The following is a 25,531-nucleotide window of genomic DNA, read 5'->3' on the forward strand; positions in this document are numbered from 1 at the left end:
ATGAGCGCCTCCAACGAAACGACAGCGAGCCGAAAAATCTCAGCCGTTACCAGTGTCGCAAGCGGTCTCTCCTCCGATGAAGTCAGCCATCTGATGCGCCGGCGCGGCGAGGAATCGCGCTGGTGGTGGCTGGTTCCGACGATCTATATCATCGTGCTCCTGCTGCCGATCTACTGGCTCGTCAATATGAGCTTCAAGACCAATGCGGAAATCGTCAATTCTCTGACGCTTTATCCTCATAACCCGACGATCGCCAATTACGTGACGATCTTCACGGAGAAGGCCTGGTATTCCGGCTACATCAATTCAATCACCTATGTCGTGATCAACATGGTGATCTCGGTGGCAGCCGCGCTGCCGGCGGCCTATGCCTTTTCTCGTTATCGGTTCCTTGGTGACAAGCATCTTTTCTTCTGGTTGCTGACGAACCGGATGGCGCCGCCGGCGGTTTTTGCCCTGCCGTTCTTCCAGCTCTACTCAGCCTTTGGACTGATCGATACGCACATCGCCGTGGCATTGGCGCATTGCCTCTTCAACGTGCCGCTTGCGGTCTGGATCCTTGAAGGCTTCATGTCCGGCGTGCCGAAGGAAATCGACGAAACGGCCTATATCGATGGCTATTCGTTCCCACGATTTTTCCTGAAGATCTTCACGCCGCTGATTGCGAGCGGCATAGGCGTCGCCTGCTTCTTCTGCTTCATGTTCTCTTGGGTCGAGTTGCTGATCGCACGAACGCTGACGACGACCGACGCGAAGCCGATCGCTGCCACCATGACCCGTACCGTCTCCGCATCCGGCATGGATTGGGGCTTGCTCGCCGCCGCGGGTGTTCTGACCTTGATCCCAGGGGCGCTGGTGATCTGGTTTGTGCGCAATTACATCGCCAAGGGCTTCGCCCTGGGGAGGGTTTGATGGGCTTTTCGCTTCCCGATTTTTCATGGATGGCATGGACCTGGCCGACGGCCGCGTTCTTCATCGTTATCGCATTGCTGCTGATCGGCATGGGGGTCTGGGAGTATGCCGTGCCGGGCGGCAACCCGCGGATCGGAATCCTGCGCTTCGAGACGACGCGCGGTGATCGGCTTTTCCTTTCGCTGCTCGGCAGCGCCTTTATCCATCTTGCCTGGCTTGGTCTCGCTGGATCAAGCCTCTGGTGGGCTCTCGCTCTCTCCGTTGTCTACGCCGTCGGCGTATTCCGTTACGTGTGAGGCAAGTTGATGCAGACGGCCGGGTTTTTTCTGGTCGCCTGAGACGTGAAGACTGCAATCGCAAACCCTGGGAGGATATCATGCGAAGGCATTTATTGACGACGACAGCAGCGGTGCTGCTGGCCATGACCGGGTCGGCCTATGCCGGCATGGACGAGGCAAAGACTTTTCTGGACAAAGAGATCGGCGGCGTGTCGACGCTCTCTCGCGCCGACCAGGAAAAGGAAATGCAATGGTTCGTCGATGCGGCGAAGCCTTTCCAGGGTATGGACATCAAGGTTGTTTCGGAAACCTTGACCACTCACAAGTATGAGTCCGAGGTTCTGGCTCCGGCTTTTACTGCGATCACCGGCATCAAGGTCACGCACGACGTCATTCAAGAGGGTGACGTTGTCGAGAAGATCCAGACACAGATGCAGACCGGGCAGAACCTTTATGACGGCTGGGTCAACGACTCCGATTTGATCGGTACCCACTGGCGCTATCAGCAGGTGCGCAACCTGACCGACTGGATGGCCGGCGAAGGCAAGGACGTTACCAACCCCGGCCTCGATATCGACGACTTCATCGGCACCAAGTTCACGACCGCGCCTGACAAGAAGCTCTACCAGCTTCCCGACCAGCAGTTCGCCAACCTCTACTGGTTCCGCTACGACTGGTTCAATGACGAGAAGAACAAGGCCGATTTCAAGGCGAAATACGGCTACGATCTCGGCGTTCCGGTCAACTGGTCGGCCTACGAGGACATTGCCGAATTCTTTACCGGCCGTGACGTGAACGGCAAGAAGGTCTTCGGCCACATGGACTACGGCAAGAAGGACCCGTCGCTCGGCTGGCGCTTCACCGATGCCTGGCTGTCGATGGCCGGCAACGGCGACAAGGGCCTGCCGAACGGTCTTCCGGTCGACGAATGGGGTATCAAGGTCGACGAGAAGTCGCGTCCCGTCGGTTCGTGCACCGCGCGTGGCGGCGATACCAACGGCCCGGCATCGGTCTATTCGATCCAGAAGTATCTCGATTGGTTGAAGGCGTACGCCCCGCCGGAAGCTCAGGGCATGACCTTCTCGGAATCCGGTCCGGTGCCGGCACAGGGGAATGTCGCGCAGCAGATCTTCTGGTACACGGCGTTTACCGCAGACATGGTTAAGCCTGGCCTGCCTGTTATGAATGAGGACGGCACGCCGAAATGGCGCATGGCACCGAGCCCGCATGGCGTTTACTGGAAAGACGGCATGAAGCTTGGTTATCAGGACGTCGGCTCGTGGACGCTGATGAAATCGACCCCGACGGACCGTGCGAAAGCTGCCTGGCTCTATGCACAGTTCGTGACCTCCAAGACGGTCGATGTGAAGAAGAGCCAGCTCGGTCTCACCTTCATCCGCGAATCCACCATTCGCGACAAGAGCTTTACGGAGCGTGCTCCGAAGCTCGGCGGTCTGATCGAGTTCTATCGTTCGCCGGCCCGCGTTCAGTGGTCGCCAACCGGCACCAACGTTCCCGACTATCCGAAGCTGGCTCAGCTTTGGTGGCAGGCTATCGGTGACGCTGCTGCTGGCGCCAAGACACCGCAGGAAGCCATGGATTCTCTTTGCGGCGAGCAGGAGAAGGTCATGGGGCGTATCGAGAAATCGGGCGTCCAGGGCGATATCGGCCCGAAACTGGCCGAAGAGCATGATCTCGCTTATTGGAACGCCGATGCGGTGAAGAAGGGCAACCTTGCGCCGCAGCTGAAGATCGAGAACGAGAAGGAAAAGCCGGTCACGGTCAACTACGACGAACTCGTCAAGAGCTGGCAGTCGAAGTAAGGCGGACCCGGCCGGAAGCCCACACGGGCTTCCGGCCGTCACTTCCTGCCACCGGCAGTAAGCCGGTGGCACCCACAATCTTTCTTTCATGAAACGTCCGCGCCCTGCCGTCCGGCGACAGGGGCCGGTTTCGTGCGAGCCGGAGACCGGACATGAGCGGCTACATTCTTTCGATCGACCAGGGCACGACGTCGTCGCGCGCGATCATCTTCGATGGCGACATGAAGATGGTCGCCTCGGCGCAGCAGGAGATCACCCAATATTATCCGCAGCCCGGATGGGTGGAGCATGATGCCACTGAGATCTGGCAGTCTGTCGTCGACACGGTGCGTAAGGCGATTGCCGATGCCGGTCTCGATGCCACCGACATCACCGCCATCGGCATCACCAACCAGCGGGAGACGGTGGTCGTTTGGGATCGCAAGTCCGGCACACCGCTTCACCGCGCGATCGTCTGGCAGGACAGGCGCACCGCGGAAATGTGCGAGAGCCTGAAGGCGGACGGCTATGAGAAGCTGTTCAGCGCCAAGACCGGGCTGTTGCTCGACCCCTATTTCTCCGGAACCAAGCTGCGCTGGCTGCTCGACAATGTCGATGGCCTGCGTGAGAAGGCGGAGGCGGGCGGCGTCTGCTTCGGCACGATCGACAGCTGGGTGATCTACAATCTGACGGGCGGGCGCGTGCATGCCACCGACGCGACCAATGCGTCGCGAACGCTGCTCTACAATATCGATGATGGTGCGTGGGACGAGGAGCTTCTCGGCATTCTCGGCATTCCCTCTGCGATGCTTCCCGAGGTCAGGGAGTGCGCCGATGATTTCGGCCGCGTCGACAAAGCGCTGTTCGGTGAGGAGCTTCCGATCCTCGGCGTTGCCGGCGATCAGCAGGCGGCGGCGATGGGCAATGCCTGCTTCGAGCCCGGCATGATGAAATCCACTTACGGCACCGGCTGCTTTGCCCTGCTGAACACCGGCAGGGATCGTGTTTCCTCCTCCAACCGGATGCTGACGACGATTGCCTACCGGCTCGACGGCGAGACGACCTATGCGCTCGAAGGCTCGATCTTCATCGCCGGTGCCGCCGTGCAATGGCTGCGCGACGGCCTCGGTATTATCGGCCAGGCGTCGGAGGCGGGGATGCTTGCGGCCAAGGCCGATCCCGGACAACAGGTCTATATCGTTCCGGCTTTCACCGGCCTCGGCGCGCCCTATTGGGATCCGGCCGCGCGCGGCGCGATCTTCGGTCTGACGCGAAACAGCGGGCCGGCGGAATTCGCCCGCGCGGTGCTCGAATCCGTCGCCTACCAGACGCTCGACCTTCTGGTGGCGATGAAGAAGGATTGGGGCGCCAACCAGCTGGAAACGGTGCTGCGGGTCGATGGCGGCATGGCGTCATCGGATTGGACGATGCAGTGCCTAGCCGACATAACGGATGCGCCCGTCGATCGCTCAGCAATACGCGAGACGACGGCGCTCGGCGCGGCATGGCTTGCCGGCTCGAAAGCCGGCATCTGGCGAGGCAGGAAGGATTTCGCGCAAGCCTGGACCTGCGACCGCCGCTTCAGCCCTTCGATGGAGGAGACTGAGCGGCAGTCCAAGATCATCGGCTGGAAGAATGCCGTATCCCGGATGATTTCGGACGCCTCGGCGGGGTAAGCAGCTTCGCCGAGTACGGCGGCAATGGCGGTTTCCCTCATGCGCCGGCGGCGGCTTTTCTGTTGATGAAGCTCAATGCCAGGACGGCGAAGATCAGCGTTCCCGTGCCGACCTGCTGCCAGTAGAAGTTCAGATCGGTCAGCAGCAGCCCGTTGGCAACGATGCTGAGCAGCAGTACGCCGAGAGCGGTTCCGCCGACATTCGGCCGGCCGAGCGGGCTCAGCGTCGTGCCGATGAAGGTTGCGCCGATGGCATTCAGCAGGAAGGCATTGCCGGAGGAGGGGATGTAGGTGGTGACGGTCGCGGTCAGGATCAGGCCGGCGGCGGCCGCGATCAACCCGACCAGGATGAAGGTCGCCGCAATATGCGTGCGCGAGGCGATACCGGAATAGCGCACGACGCCCGGCTGGATGCCGATCGACAGAATGACGCGGCCGAAACGCGTACGGGCAAAAACAACGGTGGCGGCCGCGATGACGATGATGGCAACGGCCAGCGGTACCGGAAAGCCGGCGATCGTGCCGTGGCCGAGAAAACGGAAGGCTTCCGGCACGCCGTTCGGCGGCAGATAGACCGGATTACCGCCATTGGTCAAAAGTTGCTGGATGCTGCGGCCGATGAACAGCGTGCCGAGCGTCGCAAGAAACGGGGAGACGCCGATCCCAGAGATCAGCAGGGCGTTGAAGGCGCCGACCAGCGCGCCGGCGGCGAGACCGGCAAGTGCTGCGAGTGCCACCGGCTGCCCGGCAAGGACGAGCGAAACGAAGGCGAAGCTGGCAAAATCCACCGCCGTTCCCACAGAAAGATCGATACCGCCCGACGCGACGGCGAAGGTCATGGCGATGGAGACGATGGCAAGCAGCGTGAAATTATTGACGAGAATGCTCTGCAGGTTTGCCAGCGTCAGGAATGTCGGCGTGACAGCGGAAAAGATCGCGAACACTGCAATCAGTGCCAGCATCAGCCCGTAGCGCACCAGGCTGCCGGCGATAAGGCGCGGCAAGCGGATGGTGACGGAGGAGGGGGTCTGGAGCGACATGGTCAGGCCTCCTGCCGGCGCAATAGCGTGGTCGCGGAAACGACGATGAGGATGAGCACACCCTGGACGCCGCTGACCAGCGTGCTCGAAATGTTCAGAAGCTGGAAGCCGTTGGTGAGGAAGCCGACCAGAAGAGCCGAAAGCAGTGTGCCGGTGACAGTCGGAACCAGCCGGCGCGAAAAGACCGAGCCGAGCAGGGCCGTCACGACGACGGGCAGCAGCATCTCGCCGGAACCGGTCGTGCTGCCGCTCAGATAGGAAACGGAGAGGATACCGGCAATGCCGCCGGAGAGGCCGCTGGCGATGAAGGCGCCAGCCAGCAGGCGGCGAAGCGGCAGGCCGGCGGCGCGCGCCGCATCCGGAAACTCGCCGACCGCATAAAGGCGCAGGCCGAGCGGCGTGTACTGGACGATCGCCGCTGCAATCGCCGTGAAGCCGAGGAGCACGTAGGCAAGAACAGGAATGCCGAAAGGATCGGAGGCCGAAAGGGCCGAGAGGAAAGGTGTGGATGCCGGCAGGACGGTATTGCCGGTCAGCACCAGTTCCAGGCCGGCAACGACGTTCATGACGGCAAGCGTGGCGAGCAGTGGAACGATGCCGGCAAACACCACGGCAACGGCATTGACCATGCCGATCAGCGCGCCGGTCAGGATCGCCGCTGCGATTGCCGTCGCATCGCCGTAGCCGAGTTGCGTCAGGCTCGCATAGACGGCGGCGCTGAGGCCCATATTGGCCGCGAGCGATAGGTCGATGCCGCCGGTGACGACATTGGAGCCGCCGGCGATCAGCACGACCGTCAGTCCGATGGCAAGCACGCCTGAGATCGCCGATTGGCCGAGCACGTTGCCGATATTGCCGATGTTGAGGAAATAGGGTGCGGTCAGCGAGAAGATGATCAGGATCGCGGCAAATGCGATCAGCGATCCGAAGCGCAATGCCCTAGCCGCAATATTGCCGGTTGGTCGCGGAGGCGGTTCCGCAGAGGAAAAACCGGAAGGGGCGAATTCTACCTCAGCCGACATGGCGCTGTCCCTCGGATGATCCTGTCGATTGAGCCAGCACGGCATCGGCCGTGGTCTCCGGCGATAAGAATTCCCGCACCACATGGCCGCGGAAGAGCACCAGGATGCGATCGGTGATGCCAATGAGTTCGGGCAGATCCGACGACAGCACGATGACGCCGGCGCCACGCTCCGCCAGTTCGCCGATCAGCGTATAGATCTCGACCTTGGAGCCGATATCGACCCCGACCGTCGGCTCGTCGAGGAGATAAATCTCGGAATGACGGCTGAGCCATTTGGCGATCGCCACTTTCTGCTGATTGCCGCCCGAAAGCGTGCGCAGCAACGCATCCCGCCCGTTGGTTTTCACCTGAAGTCGCTTAATCAGCGCATCGACTTCGCTTTGTTCGCGTTTGCGATTGAGAAAGCCGAAACGCGTGAAACGGCTCAAGCTCGAAAGGCTGATATTTTCCGCGACGCTGAGTTCAAGCGCAACGCCGTGGCGTCGCCGATCTTCCGGCACCAGCGCGATCTCGCGCCCAGTCGCCTGCGTCGGATTGGTGAAACGGGCAGTCTTGCCGCCGATCTCGATACGGCCGGACGCCGGGGTCTCAAGCCCGAAGAGAGTGCGGACCAGCTCCTTGGCACCGGAGCCGAGCAGGCCGGTGAGGCCGAGCACCTCGCCGCGGCGAAGCGTGAAACTGATGTCGCTGTATTTCCCCGGCGCCGACAGCTGCTCGACCTTAAGGATTTCCTCGCCCGGCGTCACCTGCGGCTTCGGAAACATCTCCTTGATGTCGCGTTCGACCATCAGCCGCGCAATCGCACCGGCCGACGTCTCCCTGATCGGCAGAGATGCCACGTCGAGCCCATTGCGCAGCACGGTGACGTGGTCGCAGAGCTCTTCGATTTCGTTCAGGTAATGCGAGATATAAATAATGGTGACGCCCTCGTCGCGCAGGCGGCGGATCAACCGGAAGAGGATATCGGCCTCGCGGCGCACCAAGGCGGCGGTCGGCTCGTCGAAGACGAGCACTTTCGGCTGGTTGAGGAGGGCGCGGGTGATTTGCACGATCTGCTTTTCGGCGGTCGACAATTCGCCGATCAACGCGCTGTTCGGCAAGCGGATACCAAAATAGTCGTTGAGAATGTCGGATGCGCGCCGCTGCATCAGCCGCCGGTCCAGGAACGGCGTGCCCGATATCCGCGGTTCACGGCCGAGGAACAGGGCTTCGCCGACGGTGAAGGTCGGCACCAGCAGCCGGTCCTGGTGAATGAAGTGGATGCCGAGCTCTTCGGCAAGATGCGGTGTCAGCCTGTCGAAAGTTTGCCCTTCGATCTCGATCCGGCCGGCATCCGGCTGGTGAAGACCGGCGAGCAGCTTGATCAGCGTCGACTTGCCGGCGCCGTTCTGGCCGACGAGACCGTGGACGGTGCCGCGCTTGACGAGCAGCGACGCACCAGCAAGCGCCTGCGCCCCGCCGAAATGCTTGACGATGCCTTCGAAGCGGACGATGTCGTTGCCTGTCGTCACCGCCTGCTTCAACGAAATGGCCGTCATGTCGATCTCTCCGGGTATATTCCGAGCGATCCGGTCAGGGCCGGATCGCTCGTGTTCCGTGTCAGCCGATGCCGAGTTTCTTGGTGACTTCGCCGACATTGGTCTTGTTGGCGAGCAGGGCCGAAACATAGGTCTCGCGCGGCAGTATCTGGCCGGCGAGCAGCTTGGCGACGTTGCGAATGGCGGTGCGGCCGATTTCCGCCGGCTGCTGCGCGACATCGGCGCCGGCCGGCGAATTCGGATCGGCGATGAGCTGCAATACTTCCGGGCTGCCGTCGACGCCGTAAGTGCGGATCTCGGTCCGTCCGGCAGCCGTCAGCGCCTGGGTCGCGCCGAGCTGCGGAATGTCCCAGGCCGACCAGATTGCCTTGATCGAACCCTTTTCCGGATATTTGTTGAGGATGGCCGTGATCTGCGTGAAGGCGTCCTGCACGGTGTTCGGGATGACGTCGCGCAGTTCCGGCTGGAGGATCTTCACCTTCGGGAAATATTTGACGACATTGACCAGCTGGTCGTAGCGGATCGCGCAGGGGGTCACGCCGTAGAAGCCGTTGAAGACGACGATATTGCCTTCGCCGCCGATATCGGAGACGAGCTGCAGCGCCAGATCCTTGCCGATCCCCCAATTGTCGGAGGTGGTGTTGTTGATCGAGTTGGTCGAGCCGACGTCGACAGTGAGAACGGGAATCCCGGCATCGCGCGCTTTCTTCAGCCACGGATCGATGACGCTGAGCGTGCCGAGGATCTGAACGATCGCATCCGGCTTCTGGGCGATCAGCGTCTGCAATTGTGAAACGAGCTTGCCGTCATTGCGGCCGGCATCGACGGCGATCGGCTCGCCGCCGAGGCGTTTTACCTCTTCGATCTGGGCATTATAGGCCTGCAGGTCGAAGAAGTGATCGGTGCCGGTGGCGCTGATGGCGATGCGCTTGCCTTTCAGCGACAGCTCTTCGGCTGCAAAAACCGGCTTCTGCCCGATGAGCGAAGCACCGGCGACGGCGACCCCGGCCGCTGCGGACAATTTCAGCAGATCTCGTCTTCCGAGACCGTTTTCGGACTTTTCGATGCTCATTACCGCTCTCCAAATTGATGTATATCTATAAATTAGGTAGACTAATAAGAATGGGGAGAAACGAATTTCCAAAAAGACGATCTCCAGTGAAAAAGAGTGAGCGGAGCTCATTCGCTGCATAATTCTTGCGCATGATGCCGCCTGCTCGGCGTGGTGTCGTTCGGCACGGCAGCAGCGGTATAACGCGATTTGATATTGCGCTGTCGGGTTTTATCCCACGACACTGATATCTAGCGCGAAGTTCGGTTTCCACTTGGCGCGCAACTTGCTTCTCCCTGCCAGGGAGAATGAACAATGCCCGATATCGACCCGCAGATTTTCTCAATAAGCCGGCCATCCCTCGGGGGCTACAAGGCCTTCGTCCAACGCGACATGATCGTCGAGACCTATCGCAGCGCCTCGGGGCAAATGGTTTCGAGGGGCTCCCTTCATAGAATTTCGATCAACCGCACGGCGCACGGCAAATACGCCTATCGGCTTGGAAGCGGGGCGTTCCGTAGAGTTGAGAGGCCGCCGTTCACCCTGGGATTTCAACCGGCCGCCACCGTCCTTGAAGTCGATGGCGATGCGGCGGATTATATCTCGATCTTCCAGTCGCCTGCGCTCTACAGCGGCATTGGCGGCTCTCGCTTCGATCCCGAGCATTGGGATAGCGACGCGCTCAGCGCGACGACTGATCCAACAACGCTGCAGGTCGCGCTCTCCCTTGCATTTGCCGCCGAGAAGACCGGGCGCGACGACCCGCTTTTGATGCAGCATCTGGGGATGGCGCTTGCCTGTTGCGTTGTAAAACTGCTGGGCGCCAAACCTGAAGTCAGCGATCGTCCGCTGACATCGGACAATCTCCGGCGTGTGATCGATTACATCGAGAACCTGCTTGGCAAATCCGATCTGAATATCGAGGAACTGGCCGGGGTGGCCCATATGAGCCCCTTTCACTTCAGCCGGGAATTCAAACGGGCGGCCGGCATGGCGCCGCATCGCTTCGTTCTCGAACGCAGGATCGAGCGGGCGCGACTTTACCTCGCCGATGGCAAGGAGACGCTTGCAAACATCGCTTATGCCACAGGCTTTTCCAGCCAGGCGCATTTCTCCAGCGTCTTTCGCCGTCTGATGGGGGCGACACCGAAGGAATACCAGCGTTCGGTCCGTCTTTGAGCCGGTTCTTGCCGATGACAGATCAGCAGCTTTGCGAAAGACAACCGCACGAATTTGAAATCTCTTGAGGCTGCGGTCTGCGAGGCTTTTCCCATCAGGAGGCCGATATGACCGCTTTTGCCCAAACCAATCCCATTACCGACATTTGCTTTTTGGTCGAGGATATCGACAAAGCATCGGCCTTCTATGTCGAGCGGCTTGGGTTCAAGCCGCGCCGCCGGGCTCCCGGCTTTGCCGATTTCAAAGGGGCGGGCGTGACGCTGGCGCTGTGGGAGATCGAGCATATCGCCGAGAATACCGGTGTCTCAAGCCGCCGTGCGCCTCCAGGTGCGCACAAGGTCTGCGCCGCCATCGAGCTCGCCTCGCCAGAGCAGGTCGATGCTGCCTATGCGGAGCTGAAAGCTGCGGGCGTGCTCTTCCACGCGCCGCCGCAGGACTATGTCTGGAACGCGCGATGCGTCTATTTCGCCGATCCTGACGACAATCTCTGGGAAATCTATGCGTGGTCCGCAGGCGGCCCGATCGGTGACATCGGCCCGCAATAGCGAGCGCACCGGCGGTCCTCCAACAATCCAACAAGGGGAAAGACAAGCAAATGAACGGGGATGACAAACAAATCGTGGTCGGCAGGCGTACCGTCCTGAAGGGCGGAGCCTTTGCCCTTGCTGCAGCGACGGCAGGGATCAGCGTCTTCGTGCCGCGTCACTCGAATGCCGCCGCATCCAAGGTCGTCATCAAATACGACTGGTTGATGAGCAACGGACAGATCGGCGATATCGTCGCAGTCAAACAAGGCCTGTTCGAGGCCGAGGGTCTCGACGTCGAGTTTTCCCCTGGCGGTCCCAATTCGGCAACGGTGCCGCCCGTGATCACGGGTGATGCGCAGCTCGGCCAGTTCTCGGATTCGGCACAGCTTCTTCTTGCCCGCGCATCCGGCGTGCCGATCAAGATCTTCGCCTGCGGTTTCCGCATGGCGCCCTTCGCCTTCTATTCGCTGCCCAAGGCGCCGATCCGCACCGTCAAGGACATGGTCGGCAAGCGCATCGGCATCCAGCCGACGGCCCGTTACGTGCTCGATGCCATCCTGTTGAAGAACGATATCGATCCGTCGAGCCTGACCATCACCAATATCGGCTTCGACATGACGCCGCTGATGACAGGCCAGGTCGATGCCGTGACCGGATGGATCACCAACACCCAGGCTCTTTCCATCATCGGCCCCGATCGCATCGATCTGATGATGAAGGACACGGGTCTGCCGTCCTACGCCAACGTCTACTTTGCCACCGACGATGCCGTGACCGGCCATGCCGAGACGCTGGCAAAGGTGCTGCGTGCCGTCGCCAAGGGCTGGGCCTGGACGCATGAACATCCAGAAGAGGCAGTCAAATTGACGGTGGAGGCCTATCCGCAGCTCGATCTTGCCGTGGAGCTGAAGACGGTGCCGCGCATCCTGTCGCTGAGCTTTGACGCGGCGACCGGTAAGGATGGCTGGGGCAGCTTCGATCCGGTCGCTCTTGCCGAGCAGATTTCCGTCTACGACAAGATCGGCCAATTCAAGAGCGGTGCGCCGAAGCTGGAGGATTGCTATACGACTGAAATACTCGACATGACGGCGGGCGACCGTCCGAAGATTGCGTGAGAGCGGATTTGCCTGAAGCAGCGGCCATCGAAACCAAGGATCTGGCTATCGGCTATGCCGGCGCTGTCGAGACGACCCGCATTCTGTCCGGCGTCGACCTCAGCGTCGGCAGGGGCGAATTTCTGACCATTCTCGGTCCTTCCGGCTGCGGCAAGTCGACCTTGCTGCGTGCGGTGGCGGACCTTCTTCCGCCGCTTGACGGGCGGTTGTCGGTGCTCGGCAGGACAGCCTCGGAGGCGCGCCGGCGGCGCGAAGTCGCCTTCGTCTTCCAGGACGCAACGCTGCTGCCCTGGCGGACCGTGAGGGAGAATGTCGCGCTGCCGCTGCAGGTGGGGAAGAAGAGCGTCACGCGATCGGTCGATCCGCGGCCCGACCACTGGATCGAGCTGGTCGGCCTGTCGCATCTGGCCGACCGCTATCCGCATCAATTGTCCGGGGGCCAGCGCCAGCGCGTCGCCATTGCGCGTGCGCTTCAATGCGAGCCGGATATCCTGCTCATGGACGAGCCCTTCGGTGCGCTCGACGAGATCACCCGCGAACGTCTGAACGACGAGCTTCTGGACGTCTGGCGCCGAACCGGCACGACCATCCTGTTCGTGACCCACAGCGTCATCGAGGCGATCTATCTCGGCGAACGTGTGCTGGTCCTCGCGGCCAATCCGGGCCGCGTTCAGGCACTGATCGACCTTGCACCGCTGAAAGACGAGCGCGGCCTCTGTCGGCGCGAGAGCCTCGATGTTCAGGAGACCGCAGCCCATCTGCGCCAATTGCTGCAGCAGGGGAGTTCGGCTGCATGACGCATCGTCCGTTGTCACTCTCCGAGGCGGTCGGCCTTCCCGTTATCGGCGCCCTTTCGCTGCTCCTTGCCTGGCAATGGCTGGTGCCGGCTCTCGGTATTCCCAGTTATATCGTTCCAACGCCGCTGGCGATCCTGCGCACGCTTGGCATCGAATGGCGCTTCCTGCTGTCGAACGCCGCCCCGACATGGGCTGAGGCGGGCCTCGGCTTCCTCCTGGGCAACAGTCTCGCCGTGATCCTGGCGGTTGCCTTTGTCTATAATCCGCGGTTCCAGGCCGCCTATTTTCCCGTTGTCCTGCTCTTCAACACCATCCCCGTGCTGGCGCTTGCGCCGATCATCATCCTCATCTTCGGCCTCGGCATGCTGCCAAAGGTCATCATCGCCGCTCTCATCTGCTTTTTCCCAACCCTCGTGAATACGGCCCGGGGCCTTAATCTGGCGACTGCAAGCGAGCTTGACCTGATGCATGTGCTTTCGGCGAGCGGGTGGGAGACGTTCTGGCGCCTGCGCGCCCCACGATCCGCCCCCTTGCTCTTTGCATCGCTTCGCATTTCGGCAACCACCTGTGTGATTGGCGCGATCGTCGGGGAGTGGATCGGCTCGAACCAGGGGCTGGGCGCTGTCATCATCCAGTCGACCTTCAACTATCAGGCGGAAAGGCTCTTTGCCGCCGTCGTGCTCGCCTCTTTCTCCGGCATCGTCTTTTTTGCCGCTGTCGCCCAGATCGAGCGGATCTTCCGTCGGCTGCAGCCGGCGCGCAACTGAAAGCGTTCAATGCGGGCAGCACATGTGTGCCTTTGGAAAATCTAGAGGTCTCCGGCGCCCGGGGCAATCGCTGCTACCGAAGAGAACCGCAAGCGCTATTGAACATCGGCTCACTTGAGGCTAAATATAACCTCAAGTGAAAAGGATCCATGACCATGATGGGATTTGCTGTCATCGCCGATGTTCTCGGGCTGCCCGCCAGGGAGCCGGCGTCACGCTCGGCCTTCGGCCTGCTCTCCAGCATCGAGGAAGGCCTGCCGGTCAAGGCGCTTGACCGCATGGCGCTGCTGCTGGCGCCTAGCGACGCCCAGTTCAAATACCGCCTCGTTCCGAAGGCCACCTATGAGCGGCGTAAGTCCAAGCATCGGCTCTCTTCCGACGAGGGCATAAAGCTCGCCCGTCTTGCACGCGTCTGGGGCTTGGCGCTCGATGTCTGGCAGAGCGAGGCCGAGGCACGCGATTTCCTGTTTCGCCCGCATGCGATGCTGGAGGACCGGCGGCCGATCGATGTGGTCATCCAGAGCGAGATCGGCGGCGAGTTGGTGCTCGATATCCTTGGAAGCCTGAAATACGGCAGCGCTGCGTGAGCGCACAGCATCTCGACCGTACGCTGACATCCGTCCGCATCGGCGATCCCCAGGGAAACTATCCGATCTTCGACGCCACCGGCTCGACCATCGCGCCGGGACGGTGGAACACATCGGGCAGCCCGATGATCTATACGAGCGAGCACTATTCGACGGCGCTGCTGGAAAAGCTCGTCCATGGCAGCGGGCGGCTGCCGCCCAACCAGCACTATGTCACGATCACCATACCGCATGGGCTAAGTTACGAGGTGTTCTCCGAGCCCGCGCTGCCCGGCTGGGACAGCATGCCGGCTGTTGTCAGCAAGGCCTTCGGCGAACGCTGGTGCCAGGAGAAGCGCAGCGCCATCCTGCTGGTGCCAAGCGTCGTCGCCCGCGTCGACAACAACATATTGATCAACCCGGCCCACCCGGAATTCCCCTCGATCGCGGTCAGCCTTCACCAACCCGTCTTCTGGGATCGCCGTCTGTTCGGCGTCTGACGAGCTCAATTTCCCGCGGATAATGCAGGCCAGCTCCCGGCGGCTGACTTCGCCGCCAGCCAGGCACGACGAGCTTGTCATGCTTCTGCGCTTCCTCCGAATGCTGCAATCGCCCGGAGCCGGCAAGGCCCGAACCTCGCCATCATCATTTACGTTAAAAACTAGGGTAAATTTGGTGCGTAGCTATGACGCACGGCAGTCCAATTGACTTCTAAAACTTGGACATGTAATTGCTAATCTAATTTTGAAAATGCAAGTAGAATATATGTATCATCTGGGCGAAGTTGTAATACGGCGACAGCAAGAAAAGTTGATTAGATCGGTAAGGAAATTTGTTAGTAGAGGGCAGCCATACATTATAATGGATTTTCCATCCACTAAAGATCCCGGTCACCACGCAAGTTGGTTGGGGTTGGTTAATGTATTGTACGGTATAACAGGGCGCCTGCCCGTGCTTGCCGGCAGCTCTCCCGAAAGTATTGACGAAGTAAAATCCACTCCGGGCGACGCTCCAATATTCATTTGCGGGTGGTCAACCTTCGGAGACGGCCGGACCGGCAGAGATGATATTCGCTATCGTCTGGCCTGCAGATATCCGGATCGAACTATAATTCAGATGCCTCAAACCATCGATTTCGCCAATGAGTCACTTAAGGAGTACGCGAAGCGCACGATTGGAAGGCATCGCAAATATTTCTTGATGACGCGCGACGAGCAGAGTTACGAGCTGGCAAAAGCCAACTTCGATTGCGATATCGAGGGTGGCCCGGACACGGCATTCGGCATTGAGCTGCCTAAACCATTCGAAGCCGATCCTCTCAGGGTACTATACGTCATGCAGCCTTCTGGAGAGGACGACGTTGATATCGCCGAAGCGCGAGCGATCGTTGACGGCCCCCTCACCAATTGGACTAACGGTCCGGATGGCTTGTCGCGCATGCGCAAGTCGAGTGTTGTCAAGGCCGCAATGCGGCGTGGCTTCAGCCGCGCCGAAATGGTGGCCCAACATCGCGAGGATGTCGCCGCCCGATATGTCGACTATGGCGTGAAGATGCTGTCCGGCGCGCAGCGGATCATCACCAACCGTCTGCATGGTCATATCCTCTGTCTTTTGCTCAACAAGCCACATGTCGCGGTTGCGAGAAACGGAAGTAAGCTGCACGACATCGTCAGCAGCTGGGCTGGCGACACCCCTCTGGTGGAGAAAGCAACGAATGCCAGTGAGCTTTTAGCGGCAATGTCCCGCCTTCCGTATGAGATGAACGGAACTTGGTACAGGTCAAGTATACCCATGGATCTAAGCCACAGCCTACCTGCTAGAGATCTCGTACCTCATCCCTCGATAGTTTGATTCGCAGTAGGAGCTCAGTTTTGTCGGTTGCACGAGACGATGATATTCTATTCAGCCATGTCAACAAGAACCGATCCGCGGCAGCTGTAACCGGTGCCTTCTGGTCGGCGATGAGTACGCTTATTCCGACGGTCCTCACCTTCGCAGTTTTCGTGGTGACGTCTCGAGTCCTCCAGCCTCAGGATTTCGGTCTCGTCGCGCTGTCATTCAGCATCGTGTCGTTTGCCGGCAGTTTTGGACCGACTGCATTTGGCGAAGCAATCATACAACGATCCGAAATAAGGCGAAGCCATCTGGATACGATATTCCTGTTGTCGCTTGCTTTCTCATTTTTGGTCTACGGAGTCTTGTGTATCGCCGCCTCGCCAATCGCCGCATATGTGGGGCACAAGGAAGTCACGTCCCTTATCTACATCATGGGACTGAAGGTGTTCTTCGACTTCACCGCTATCGTTCCGAACGCGATCGTTAACAGGAAGATGTCATTCCATCTGGTCGCTGTCCGGACTGTTATCGCCACGATCACATCGGGTTGCATTTGCCTTGTTTTGGTTCTCGCAGGCTTCGGCCTGTGGGCGCTTGCGATTGCACAGATCGCGGCCACGGCGGCATCATGCGGCGCTGCTTTCTGGGGTGCAGGGTGGTCGCCCGGACTTCACGTGAAGAGAGAAAGCCTGAAGGACCTCCTGCACTACGGCTTTTTTGCATCCGGCACTCGGTTTTTGCAGACGATGAGCTTGGACAACTTGATCATCGGTGTGCTCCTAAGCCCGTCGGCACTCGGTATTTATAATTTCTCGAAGCGTTTGTTTGATATGATCAACAACGTCATCGCCGGGGGCTTAACATCTGTCACCCACGTCTTGCTGTCCTCATTGCGGTCCGATCCGAAGAAAGTTCGAGAAGCCTTTCTGATGGCAACGTTTGGTTGCGCTCTGGTTTCCTACCCCGTATTCATTGGCCTTGCCGCAGTTGCCGATGATGCGATCACGACCATTTTCGGTGCGCACTGGATCGAGGCCGTCTGGCCGGTCCGGTTCTACTGCGTTATCGGGTTGATGGCTGGGATCGGCTACGTGCAGGCATCCTTGATCAAGAGCCAGGGGGAGATGGATTGGTGGTTTTACTACCAGCTGGCCCGAAATCTCCTGACGCTGGTGACGATCGCAGTGCTTTATCCCTATGGCGTCACAACAGTTGTTTTCGCAATTATGATCGAAGTTCTGCTGTTTTGGCCGATCACCAGCTGGAAGGTGTCGCGACATATAGAGCTGAGTGTCGGAGCCTATCTCAGGCAGTTTCTTCGGCCCAGCCTGGCTTGTGCAGGAATGGTCGCTGTGGTTTTGCTCCTGCATGAAACGCTCATTCATTGGTCGCCTTATCCACGTTTGGCTGTGGAAATCGTTGCAGGCGGAATTGCATATTGCTGCCTGATCTTTGTTCTGTGCAGGTCGCGTCTCAATGTCTTGATCGGCAGCATAAAGCAGGTGCGGCAGCGCAAAACCAATAGGGACGCGCCTGTCGAACCTGTGACACAACAATCGTGATATCGGTGCTCCTCCGCAGCGACCTGCGTTGCGGTCGAGCCGATTGATACTTAAAGCAGTAAGTCGGCACGGCGTCACTTTCCCCACCGCGTCTAAACGCCACTCAGACGCAAGCGAAAGAGGATAATCCATCAGATGACCAGTCTCGACCGCGGTTATTCGCCATCGACGATTGACGACGCTGGCGTCTCGATTCCCGACCGCAGCCGTTACTATTCTCTGGATGCAATGCGTGGGTTTGCCGCTATCTGTGTCGTCGCTACCCATTTCCAGGAACGATATGCTCCATCGGCCTATCTGGCAGTCGATTTTTTCTTCGTTCTCAGCGGGTTCATTATCGCGGAGATTTATGGAAAACGGCTTTCGCGTGGTCTGCCATTCCAGGGGTTTATGACGGCTCGAATCAAGCGTCTCTATCCGCTCTATTTGATCGGAATTTTGGTCGGCCTCGTTCAGATCATATTGTTAACAGGCTGGGGTCTGAGAGATCAAAGTGCCATCGACTTGCTGGTGTCGACCGTGGTCAACGGGGTTTTTCTGCCCAGCCCGATGTATTTCCTGCAGACGAAGCCGATGCAGGGGATGTTTCCAATCAATGGCCCGGCATGGTCGATGTTCTGGGAATTGTTGGTGAATATTGTCTTCGCGCTATGGCTTTTCCGGCTCTCCATCCGCGCCCTTTGCGGAGTTGCGTTGGTTTCGGCTGCGCTTTTGGTTTTTGTGGGTCTTCACTACGGTATGTTGAATATCGGCTGGGAGTGGCCTTCAGCGGTGGGTGGTCTCCCAAGGGTGATGTTTTCATTCACTGCAGGGGTCGTGATCAGCCGTCTATTCGGTGGCATGCCCGCCTGGAGGAAGGGTTGGGCGGCCATCGTGCCGTGCCTTCTTCTGATGATTTGTATTGCCGCGCCGGTTCCTCTCCTGCTGCGGCCTTACTATGATTTGATGTTCGCGACGGCCCTGGCGCCGCTCATCGTGATGCTTGGCCTCTTTCTGGAGATGCCGGCAAAGGCAGAGGCGTGGGCAACGTGGGTCGGGTATATCTCCTACCCCGTCTACATCCTGCACCGAGGTGTGATCGGTGTTTTCAAGCCAGTCGCGGGGTGGATTGGATTGAATGGCCCTCTCGCCTTCTTCGTGCTTCTGAGTGCCGTCGTATGTTTCGCTTATGTAACGGCTCGTCTCCTCGACAGAACCATGGCCATGCAGACTCGGCCAGCTCGATAATGCGCAAACTCCGCCCCACATCAAATGATGGGGGTGCAATGATTGTCGTACCGTCACACCCTCTGCCGCGGCGAGCGGGCCATCAGCCGGGCATAGGCGATGGCCGACAGCATGTTGACGTGGTTGGCCTTGCCGGTGCCGGCGATGTCGAAGGCGGTGCCGTGATCGACCGAGACACGGTCGATCGGCAGGCCGAGCGAGACGTTGACCGCGGTCTCGAAGGCGACGAGCTTGATCGGGATATGGCCCTGGTCGTGATATTGGGCGATGACGAGATCGAAGGAGCCGTTATAGGCGCGGGCAAACACCGTATCGGCCGAGATCGGTCCGACAACGTCGATGCCTTTTGCCTGCGCTTGCTCGACGGCGGGCGCCAGGAATTCCATGTCCTCGGTGCCGAACAGGCCGTTTTCGCCGCAATGCGGATTGAGGCCGGCGACGGCGATGCGCGCCTTGCGGCCGAGCCGCAGGAAGTGCCCGTGGCCGGCTTCGATGGTGGCAAGCACCCGCTCGGTCTTGGCGCGCTCGATCGCGCCCTTCAGCGAAATATGGGTGGAGACGTGGATGGTGTTCAGCCGCTCGGAGGCGAGCAGCATGAAGGAGCTCTTCGAGCCGGTGAGATGGGCGAGCAGCCCGGTGTGGCCGTCATGGTGATGGCCGGCGAGGTTCATCGCTTCCTTGTTGATCGGCGCGGTGACGATGACATCGGCTTCATGAGACATGGCGAGATCGACGGCGCGGGTGATATAGCGCACCGAGGCATCGCCGGCGACGGGGCTGACCTTGCCGATTTCCGGCAGCGCCGCGCCGAGCGCGACTTCGTCGACGGCGATCCTGTCGTCACTGGGTGCATCGGCAGGGCCGAACCGCAGCCCGGCGCCGGTGACGCGGTTGGCGCGCTCCAGCGCTTCGACATTGCCGACGATGACGAAATCGCGGCGCTCTTCCCTTGGAAGGGCTGCCAAGGCCTTGACGATCACTTCGGGGCCGACGCCAGAGGGATCACCGAGCGTCACGGCGACTATCGCATTCCTGTCCATCATCAAAGTCCCTTCTGAAAACCGCGTCGCCTAAAAGGCGGCTGCATAAATCGAGCGAATGTCGGCGCGCGAGAGGTCCCGCGGATTGTTGTCGAGCAGACGGCGGATAGCAAAGGCGTCGTCGGCCATGGCGTCGAGATCGCTTTCCGGCACACCGAGGCCGGACAGTTTCATCTCGATGCCGAGTTCGGCGCAGAAAGCGTAAGCCGCATCGAAAACCGATGCGGTGTTTTCCGAGGTCCCATAACCGAGCGCTTCCATCACCGCCTTCGTTTTTTCGGGGGCAGCCGGCGTGTTGAAGGCGAGCACATGCGGGAAGATCAGCGCATTCGCCGCGCCATGCGCCACGTGCCAGCGCGTGCCGAGGGGATAGGCGAGCGCATGGCCGCCGGCGGTATTGACCGGGCCGAGGCAGAAGCCGCCGTAGAGCGAGGCGAGCGAGAGACCGGCGCGTGCCTCGGCGTCGTTGCCGTCCTTGACGGCGCGGGCGAGATATTTGCCGACGAGGCGCGTTCCCTCGATCGCATAGATGTCGACCATCGGATGGGCCCTGCGGTTGGTGAAGGCCTCGACGCAATGGGCCATCGCGTCGACGCCGGTTGCCGCCGTCGTGCGGGCCGGCACGCTGAAGGTCAGGGCCGGATCGATGACGGCGATATCGGCGAGCATATGCAGGCTTTCCACCGCAAGTTTTGCCATCGTGGCGGGATCGGTCACCAGCGCGCGGATGCCGGCTTCGCTGCCGGTGCCCGATGTCGTCGGCACCTGGGCCAGCCCCACCTTGCGCGGTCCATGCACCTTGTTCGGGCCGACGACCTCGTGCAGCGTCTGCGCGGAGCCGGCAAGCACGGCGGCCAGTTTTGCCAGATCCATGGCGCTGCCGCCGCCGAAGCCGACGACCAGCTCGGCATCGGCGCCGTTTGCCGCCGCCAGGACTTTTTCTAGGTTGGCCGTATCCGGTTCAGGCGTCACCTCGGAAAAAACAGTGATCTCGCCTTTCAGTTCCAGCACGTCGATGCGCGAAGCGTTGAAGGCATCGGAGATGACAAGTGTGCGCCGATAGCCCTTTTCGGCGGCCCATTTGCCGAGCTTTCCCGCCGTGCCGACGCCGAATTCGATCAGATGCGGCCGAATTATCGTGATTGGCGAACCCAAGCTGGCCATGAACCAGTCCTCCCTGCAATATCGTCGCTCTCTTTAATGTAAAGTTGTAAGATCAATGTCAAGCCGGCATTCCAAAGGGCGGAGATTTTTATCGGCCGGTATGTGGTCCGGCCACGCTTCAAGGCAGGTTGCTGCGTGAATATCCATAGAAATATCAGTATCTTATGGAATTTGCCATCGATGACGGCTGCATTTCAGCGCAACGGACAAGCCGCCACCCCGATGACGGCGGACGCATCCGAACCTGTTGTCAACTGCCATCCTGCCGCCGCTCGGCAGCCGTTGTATCTCGCATCCTTTAGCAGCCGATCCTATGCAGGTTTACAATTTTCCGGCTGTCGTTTTGCTCACGGCAGCGATTGCGGGGCGAGGCCGATATATTTGATGGCGCGCCGGTAGTAGGTGTAGGCGATATGGAGCGTGCCGTCGCTGCCCTGGATCGCCGAGGGATAGGAGAATTCGCGGTTCAGCGAATCCTTCGAATTGTTGCTGAGGCAGAAGCCGTCGCCGGTATCGAGATCGACGCGGTGCGGAAAGCTCTTGCCGCCATCCCTCGATATCGCCAGGCTCAGCGGCGCACGCGGAACACCCCAGACCGCCTTGCGGCCGTTATCGGCGACAATGGCGGTCTCTCCCGCGTCGCTGCCCTCGATTTCGTCATAGAGCGACTGGCGCCGCGCATCCGACATGCCGGCATTCGAATGGTTGTAAACCATTGCGATCGCTCCATCATTGAGGATGGTCGCCTGGATCGATGAGTTGTTGTTCGGCAGGTCGGTGGGCGCGGGCGCGCTCCAGGTCTCGCCGCCATCGGATGATCGGCTGGACAGGATATTTTCGGCGAACCGGTTGCGGTAGAAGGCGATCATCTCGTCGCCGCCGAGCGGCAGGATGTTCATGTGCACGGCGCCGATGCTGTCCTCGACATCGTGCATCTGCCAGCTCGCACCGCCGTCACGTGATATCAGCACGGCAGCCGTGTCGGCATCGCCGCTCCAGCGCTGGCCGTTCAGGCCGACACAGCGGAAGATCGGAAGCAGCCAGTCGCCCCTGCCGTTGACGACGATCTGCTGGCGAACGAAGGTGCCGGGGCTGCCGCAGAGGATCCGGACAGGGCCGAAGCTCCGGCCGCCATCATTTGAAATCCGGCATTTGACAATGGAGCCGTCCTGATTGCCCGAGGTTTGAGAGGTATAGAGGAGCCAGATCTTTCCGTCAGGGGCATTGAAAATCAAAGGATTCTGCTCGGATTTCTGCGGATCGTCGCTCATCTTTTCCGGTTCGGACCAGCGCTCGGAGCCGGGCGCCAGCCGCGACATGTAAATCGAGATGTCGCCCATGCCCTCCATCGTGCCGCCGAACCAGACGCAGGTCAGCGTGCCGTCGGACAGAAAGGCAAGATTGGCGGCATGGTTCTGGATGCAGGGCGAGGGCAGATAGGCTTCCGTACGACCCTCGATCGTGGGGTGAGGGGCGGTGGCCCCGGTCATCAGGGCCGGAACGGCTTCCGGAGGCAGGCCGGTAAAACGCATGGCGGATCTCCTCAAGGCAGCTTGGCATAGCTTTCGGTGAGTGCGGCATAATCGGCATCGCCGAGCGGCATCAGCGGCGCACGCGTGCGCCTCCAGGCGGGATTGCCGGTCTTCAGCCCCACCATCGCCTTGATGGTCGGGATCTGGACGTAAGAATTGGATAGCGTGCGGTAGGCGTTGATGCGGGCCTGCGCCGCCTCGACATCGGCGGCGTGCGCCTCGTCATGGACATGGTCGTAGACGGTGCGCAGCGAATTCGCCACGAGATTGGAGGTTGCGGTGATGCAGCCGGCACCGCCAGCCTTCAGCAGCGGCAGTAGCAGCGGATCGGCGCCCGCCAGCACCGAAAAACCGGGATACGCGGCGATGATCGCCTGCATGTTATTGAAATCACCGGCAGATTCCTTGATGCCGACGACCGTTTCCGGGAAGGCCGCAATCAGCCGCCCGATCAGCGGAATGGATAGGGGAACGCCTGAGACCTGTGGAATATGATAGAGGATGACCTGCAAGCGGGTGTCGGCGACCTTTTCCAGCACCTGCGAATAGGCGGCAAAGAGGCCGTCGTCGGAGACGCCCTTGTAATAAAAGGGCGGCAGCATCACCACCTTGGTGACGCCAAGCGACAGCGCGTGCCGGGTGAGTTCGACGGTCTCGGGAATGGCGACGACGCCGGTGCCCGGCAAAAGTCTGTCGGCAGGAATGCCGGCCTTCAGTGCGGCTTCCAGAATGGCGCGGCGCTCAGCGCCGGAGAAGGAGTTGGCCTCGCCCGTCGTGCCGAGCAGCGCCACGCCATGGCATCCCTCGGCCAGCAGCTGCCGGCAATGATCGGTGAAAAGGGCGAAATCCGGCGTATTCTCGGCGGTCAGCGGCGTCGCAGATGCGCTAAAAACGCCTGTAATCCTGTGATGGCTCATTTCGCCCTCCTCGGCGCGTCCTGTCTGGGGATCCGTGTTCGAACCGCCCGGCTGCGCATTCCAGTTGTCATTCGTCTGTCGCGATGGAGTGCAAAGAACTTTTCCATTGCCGATCTTTTGTCAAGAAGACAAAATGCCGTGAAGCCGCCGCGAAAAGTTATCTATCTGTTATAACTTATATATTTTCAGAAGAAAATTTTGTTCGAATTGAAATTGCGATTTTTTGTTGACATATTTACAATAACGAGAGAACGATACGGAACGGATTGTGCTGCGCCTGGCAGGTGCAGGGAGAGCGCTGCCGAATTCACTCTGGGAGGAATGCCATGTCTGATCAATCGGATAAAACCAACATATCACGTCGTAACGCGCTGAAGCTCGGCCTTGCAGCCGGCGTCGGCCTGACCGTATTCGGGATGAATGCCCGCATCGTTATGGCCGATGAAGGCCAGGTCCTGAAGGTCGCAAATCCGGCCTTCGACCAGGACTGGTCACCGCTGCGCGGCGGCGGCAGGACGTTCCGCTGGAATTCGATCTGGTGGGCATCGCCGATGTATTTCGACAGCCAAGGCAATATCAAGCCCTACGTCTTCACCAGCTGGGAATCGGCCGACAACACCGTTTGGACCTTCAAGCTCGACCCGAAGGCCGTCTTTTCCGACGGCAGCAAGATCACCTCGGCGGATGTCAAAGGATCGTGGGAAGTGTCCTCGATGCCCAACACCAAGAACCAGCGCGCCGACCAGGTGCTGAGCAGGGTCAAGGGTTACGCCGAAATCGCCGCCGGCTCCGGCAAGGAGTTGACTGGTGTCGCGACACCCGACGAGGGGACGGTCGTGGTGACGCTTGGTGCCGCAGACCCGATCTTCTTCATGCGCCTGGCAAACCACATCGCGCCGATCACCAAGGCATCTCAGTCGCGCGGCAGCGACGGTGAGGAGATCATCGATTGGTATAAGCCCGACAGCAAGCCGGTCTTTTCCGGCCCATTCAAGCTGACGAGCATCGACATCGACGCCGGCAAACTCTCTTTCGAGCCGAATGAGAACTTCTTCGGACCGAAGCCGAAGCTTGCGCGCATTGATATCACCTCGATCGAGGACAATGTCACGGCAACGTCGCTGATCAAATCGGGTGAGTTCAATGCCCACACAGAACTTGTCACCTCGACCATCATCCAGGATCTTGGTCCGGAATTCTCGGCCGGCCCGCTGATCCCGACCAGTCAGCATTTCTGGTTCAACATCTCCCGCGCGCCGATGGACGATCCGAAGGTCCGCCAGGCGCTGATCATGGCCGTCGATCGAGACGGCCTCTTCAAGGCGTCCTATCCCGATGGGCCGCACAAGAAAGCCGACCAGATCCTCAACTCGGTTCCGGGTGCGGAGAATTCCGGTTTCGAGCCTTATCCCTATGATCCGGCGGCTGCTAAGAAACTGCTTGCGGAATCGACCTACGGCGGTCCGGAGCGCCTGCCGAAGATCCTGTTCGTCGGCATCTCGGCGCCGGCCATTCAGGCCGCCGCCCAGTTCATCGCCGAGCAGTGGCGTCAGAATCTCGGGATCACCGCCGTCGATATGAAGCCGCAGCAGGATTCCTATGCGGGTCCGGATCAGAACTCGGTCCAGATCTTCCGCGATGACGTCGGCACCCGCGTACCGGATGCCGTCTCCTATCTGGCAGGCAGCATCGCCTCGACCTCGTCGAACGCGCAAAACAAGCTCGGCGGATACAAGAACGACAAGGTCGACAGTGCCCTTGCCGAAGCCACGACCAAGGCTGCGGATGATCCGCAGCGTATCACTCTCGCCCAGGAAGCGCAGAAGGCGTTCCGCGAGGATTGGGCCTTCATTCCATGGTATTCTCAGGCGATGTCGCGCTGGGCCACCAAAGAGGTCAAGGGCCTGGAAAAGAACCTTGACTGGCAGGTCGTCGAACCCTGGAACATTTCCATCGGTTGATCGGCGGAAACCGTCCCTGTC

At 60.2% G+C, this 25,531-nt stretch carries 23 protein-coding genes; 15 read left to right on the forward strand and 8 right to left on the reverse strand.

The features are described from left to right. The 4 genes from QMO82_RS01870 to glpK all read left to right on the forward strand — a co-directional run bounded on the left by QMO82_RS01870 (position 1) and on the right by glpK (position 4,668). Positions 1-912 (forward strand): carbohydrate ABC transporter permease, encoded by a 912-nt coding sequence (locus tag QMO82_RS01870; RefSeq protein WP_183610127.1) that lies wholly within the window; start codon positions 1-3, stop codon positions 910-912. Beyond that, a complete protein-coding gene (locus QMO82_RS01875; RefSeq protein ID WP_018246653.1) occupies positions 912-1,208 on the forward strand; it encodes a DUF2160 domain-containing protein in 297 nt (98 codons plus the stop codon). The genes QMO82_RS01870 and QMO82_RS01875 overlap by 1 nt, the downstream gene beginning before the upstream one ends. Before the next feature lie 80 nt (positions 1,209-1,288). Further along, on the forward strand, positions 1,289-3,013 hold the full coding sequence (locus QMO82_RS01880; protein ID WP_183610126.1) for an ABC transporter substrate-binding protein: 1,725 nt from the start codon (positions 1,289-1,291) through the stop codon (positions 3,011-3,013). Between the two features lie 152 nt (positions 3,014-3,165). After that, positions 3,166-4,668: a glycerol kinase GlpK gene (gene glpK, locus QMO82_RS01885; protein ID WP_183610125.1), complete on the forward strand. Its 1,503-nt coding sequence runs from the start codon at positions 3,166-3,168 to the stop codon at positions 4,666-4,668. Positions 4,669-4,705: 37 nt separating this feature from the next. On the opposite strand, the gene QMO82_RS01890 is transcribed toward glpK, so the two are convergent. From QMO82_RS01890 to QMO82_RS01905, 4 genes are all read right to left on the reverse strand, one after another. Further along, positions 4,706-5,707, reverse strand: a complete 1,002-nt coding sequence (locus tag QMO82_RS01890; RefSeq protein ID WP_183610124.1) for an ABC transporter permease — start codon at positions 5,705-5,707, stop codon at positions 4,706-4,708. 2 nt (positions 5,708-5,709) lie between these two features. After that, positions 5,710-6,729, reverse strand: coding sequence for an ABC transporter permease (locus tag QMO82_RS01895; RefSeq protein WP_183610123.1), 1,020 nt, complete (start codon positions 6,727-6,729; stop codon positions 5,710-5,712). Beyond that, positions 6,719-8,269 carry a sugar ABC transporter ATP-binding protein gene (locus QMO82_RS01900; protein WP_183610122.1) on the reverse strand — a complete coding sequence of 517 codons (1,551 nt, stop codon included), beginning with the start codon at positions 8,267-8,269 and terminating at the stop codon, positions 6,719-6,721. Before QMO82_RS01900 ends, QMO82_RS01895 begins: the two co-directional genes overlap by 11 nt. A 61-nt stretch (positions 8,270-8,330) precedes the next feature. Further along, positions 8,331-9,341 carry a sugar ABC transporter substrate-binding protein gene (locus QMO82_RS01905; RefSeq protein WP_183610121.1) on the reverse strand — a complete coding sequence of 337 codons (1,011 nt, stop codon included), beginning with the start codon at positions 9,339-9,341 and terminating at the stop codon, positions 8,331-8,333. 294 nt (positions 9,342-9,635) lie between these two features. Between QMO82_RS01905 and QMO82_RS01910 the strand changes: the two genes are divergently transcribed. From QMO82_RS01910 to QMO82_RS01955, 10 genes are all read left to right on the forward strand, one after another. Then, positions 9,636-10,499 carry an AraC family transcriptional regulator gene (locus tag QMO82_RS01910; RefSeq protein ID WP_183610120.1) on the forward strand — a complete coding sequence of 288 codons (864 nt, stop codon included), beginning with the start codon at positions 9,636-9,638 and terminating at the stop codon, positions 10,497-10,499. A 107-nt stretch (positions 10,500-10,606) separates the two neighbouring features. Further along, on the forward strand, positions 10,607-11,044 hold the full coding sequence (locus tag QMO82_RS01915) for a VOC family protein (protein ID WP_183610119.1): 438 nt from the start codon (positions 10,607-10,609) through the stop codon (positions 11,042-11,044). Between the two features lie 50 nt (positions 11,045-11,094). Continuing rightward, on the forward strand, positions 11,095-12,141 hold the full coding sequence (locus QMO82_RS01920) for an ABC transporter substrate-binding protein (RefSeq protein ID WP_183610118.1): 1,047 nt from the start codon (positions 11,095-11,097) through the stop codon (positions 12,139-12,141). Between the two features lie 8 nt (positions 12,142-12,149). Next, positions 12,150-12,938 (forward strand): ABC transporter ATP-binding protein, encoded by a 789-nt coding sequence (locus QMO82_RS01925; RefSeq protein WP_183610117.1) that lies wholly within the window; start codon positions 12,150-12,152, stop codon positions 12,936-12,938. Further along, positions 12,935-13,705, forward strand: a complete 771-nt coding sequence (locus QMO82_RS01930; protein ID WP_183610116.1) for an ABC transporter permease — start codon at positions 12,935-12,937, stop codon at positions 13,703-13,705. Before QMO82_RS01925 ends, QMO82_RS01930 begins: the two co-directional genes overlap by 4 nt. A 155-nt stretch (positions 13,706-13,860) precedes the next feature. After that, a complete protein-coding gene (locus QMO82_RS01935; RefSeq protein ID WP_183610115.1) occupies positions 13,861-14,292 on the forward strand; it encodes an antitoxin Xre-like helix-turn-helix domain-containing protein in 432 nt (143 codons plus the stop codon). Next, the gene (locus QMO82_RS01940) at positions 14,289-14,771 is read left to right on the forward strand and encodes an RES family NAD+ phosphorylase (protein WP_183610114.1); all 483 of its coding nucleotides are present in this window, start codon (positions 14,289-14,291) and stop codon (positions 14,769-14,771) included. The genes QMO82_RS01935 and QMO82_RS01940 overlap by 4 nt, the downstream gene beginning before the upstream one ends. A gap of 265 nt (positions 14,772-15,036) precedes the next feature. Next, complete coding sequence (locus QMO82_RS01945) at positions 15,037-16,122, forward strand: polysaccharide pyruvyl transferase family protein (protein WP_183610113.1); 1,086 nt, start codon at positions 15,037-15,039, stop codon at positions 16,120-16,122. A 20-nt stretch (positions 16,123-16,142) separates the two neighbouring features. Next, positions 16,143-17,669, forward strand: coding sequence for a lipopolysaccharide biosynthesis protein (locus QMO82_RS01950; RefSeq protein ID WP_183610112.1), 1,527 nt, complete (start codon positions 16,143-16,145; stop codon positions 17,667-17,669). A 135-nt stretch (positions 17,670-17,804) separates the two neighbouring features. Then, the gene (locus QMO82_RS01955) at positions 17,805-18,896 is read left to right on the forward strand and encodes an acyltransferase (RefSeq protein WP_183610111.1); all 1,092 of its coding nucleotides are present in this window, start codon (positions 17,805-17,807) and stop codon (positions 18,894-18,896) included. A 53-nt stretch (positions 18,897-18,949) separates the two neighbouring features. Here QMO82_RS01955 and pdxA read toward each other — a convergent pair whose 3' ends face one another. From pdxA to QMO82_RS01975, 4 genes are all read right to left on the reverse strand, one after another. After that, positions 18,950-19,936 carry a 4-hydroxythreonine-4-phosphate dehydrogenase PdxA gene (gene pdxA, locus QMO82_RS01960; RefSeq protein WP_183610231.1) on the reverse strand — a complete coding sequence of 329 codons (987 nt, stop codon included), beginning with the start codon at positions 19,934-19,936 and terminating at the stop codon, positions 18,950-18,952. A gap of 30 nt (positions 19,937-19,966) precedes the next feature. Continuing rightward, complete coding sequence (locus QMO82_RS01965; RefSeq protein WP_183610110.1) at positions 19,967-21,100, reverse strand: iron-containing alcohol dehydrogenase; 1,134 nt, start codon at positions 21,098-21,100, stop codon at positions 19,967-19,969. Between the two features lie 347 nt (positions 21,101-21,447). Continuing rightward, positions 21,448-22,632, reverse strand: coding sequence for an exo-alpha-sialidase (locus tag QMO82_RS01970; protein ID WP_183610109.1), 1,185 nt, complete (start codon positions 22,630-22,632; stop codon positions 21,448-21,450). 11 nt (positions 22,633-22,643) lie between these two features. Next, a complete protein-coding gene (locus tag QMO82_RS01975; RefSeq protein WP_183610108.1) occupies positions 22,644-23,549 on the reverse strand; it encodes a dihydrodipicolinate synthase family protein in 906 nt (301 codons plus the stop codon). 326 nt (positions 23,550-23,875) lie between these two features. Between QMO82_RS01975 and QMO82_RS01980 the strand changes: the two genes are divergently transcribed. Further along, a complete protein-coding gene (locus QMO82_RS01980; protein WP_183610107.1) occupies positions 23,876-25,510 on the forward strand; it encodes an ABC transporter substrate-binding protein in 1,635 nt (544 codons plus the stop codon). The last annotated feature ends 21 nt before the right edge of the window (positions 25,511-25,531 follow it).

The sequence above is a fragment of the Rhizobium sp. BT04 genome, from assembly GCF_030053135.1.
GTDB lineage: Bacteria > Pseudomonadota > Alphaproteobacteria > Rhizobiales > Rhizobiaceae > Rhizobium > Rhizobium binxianense.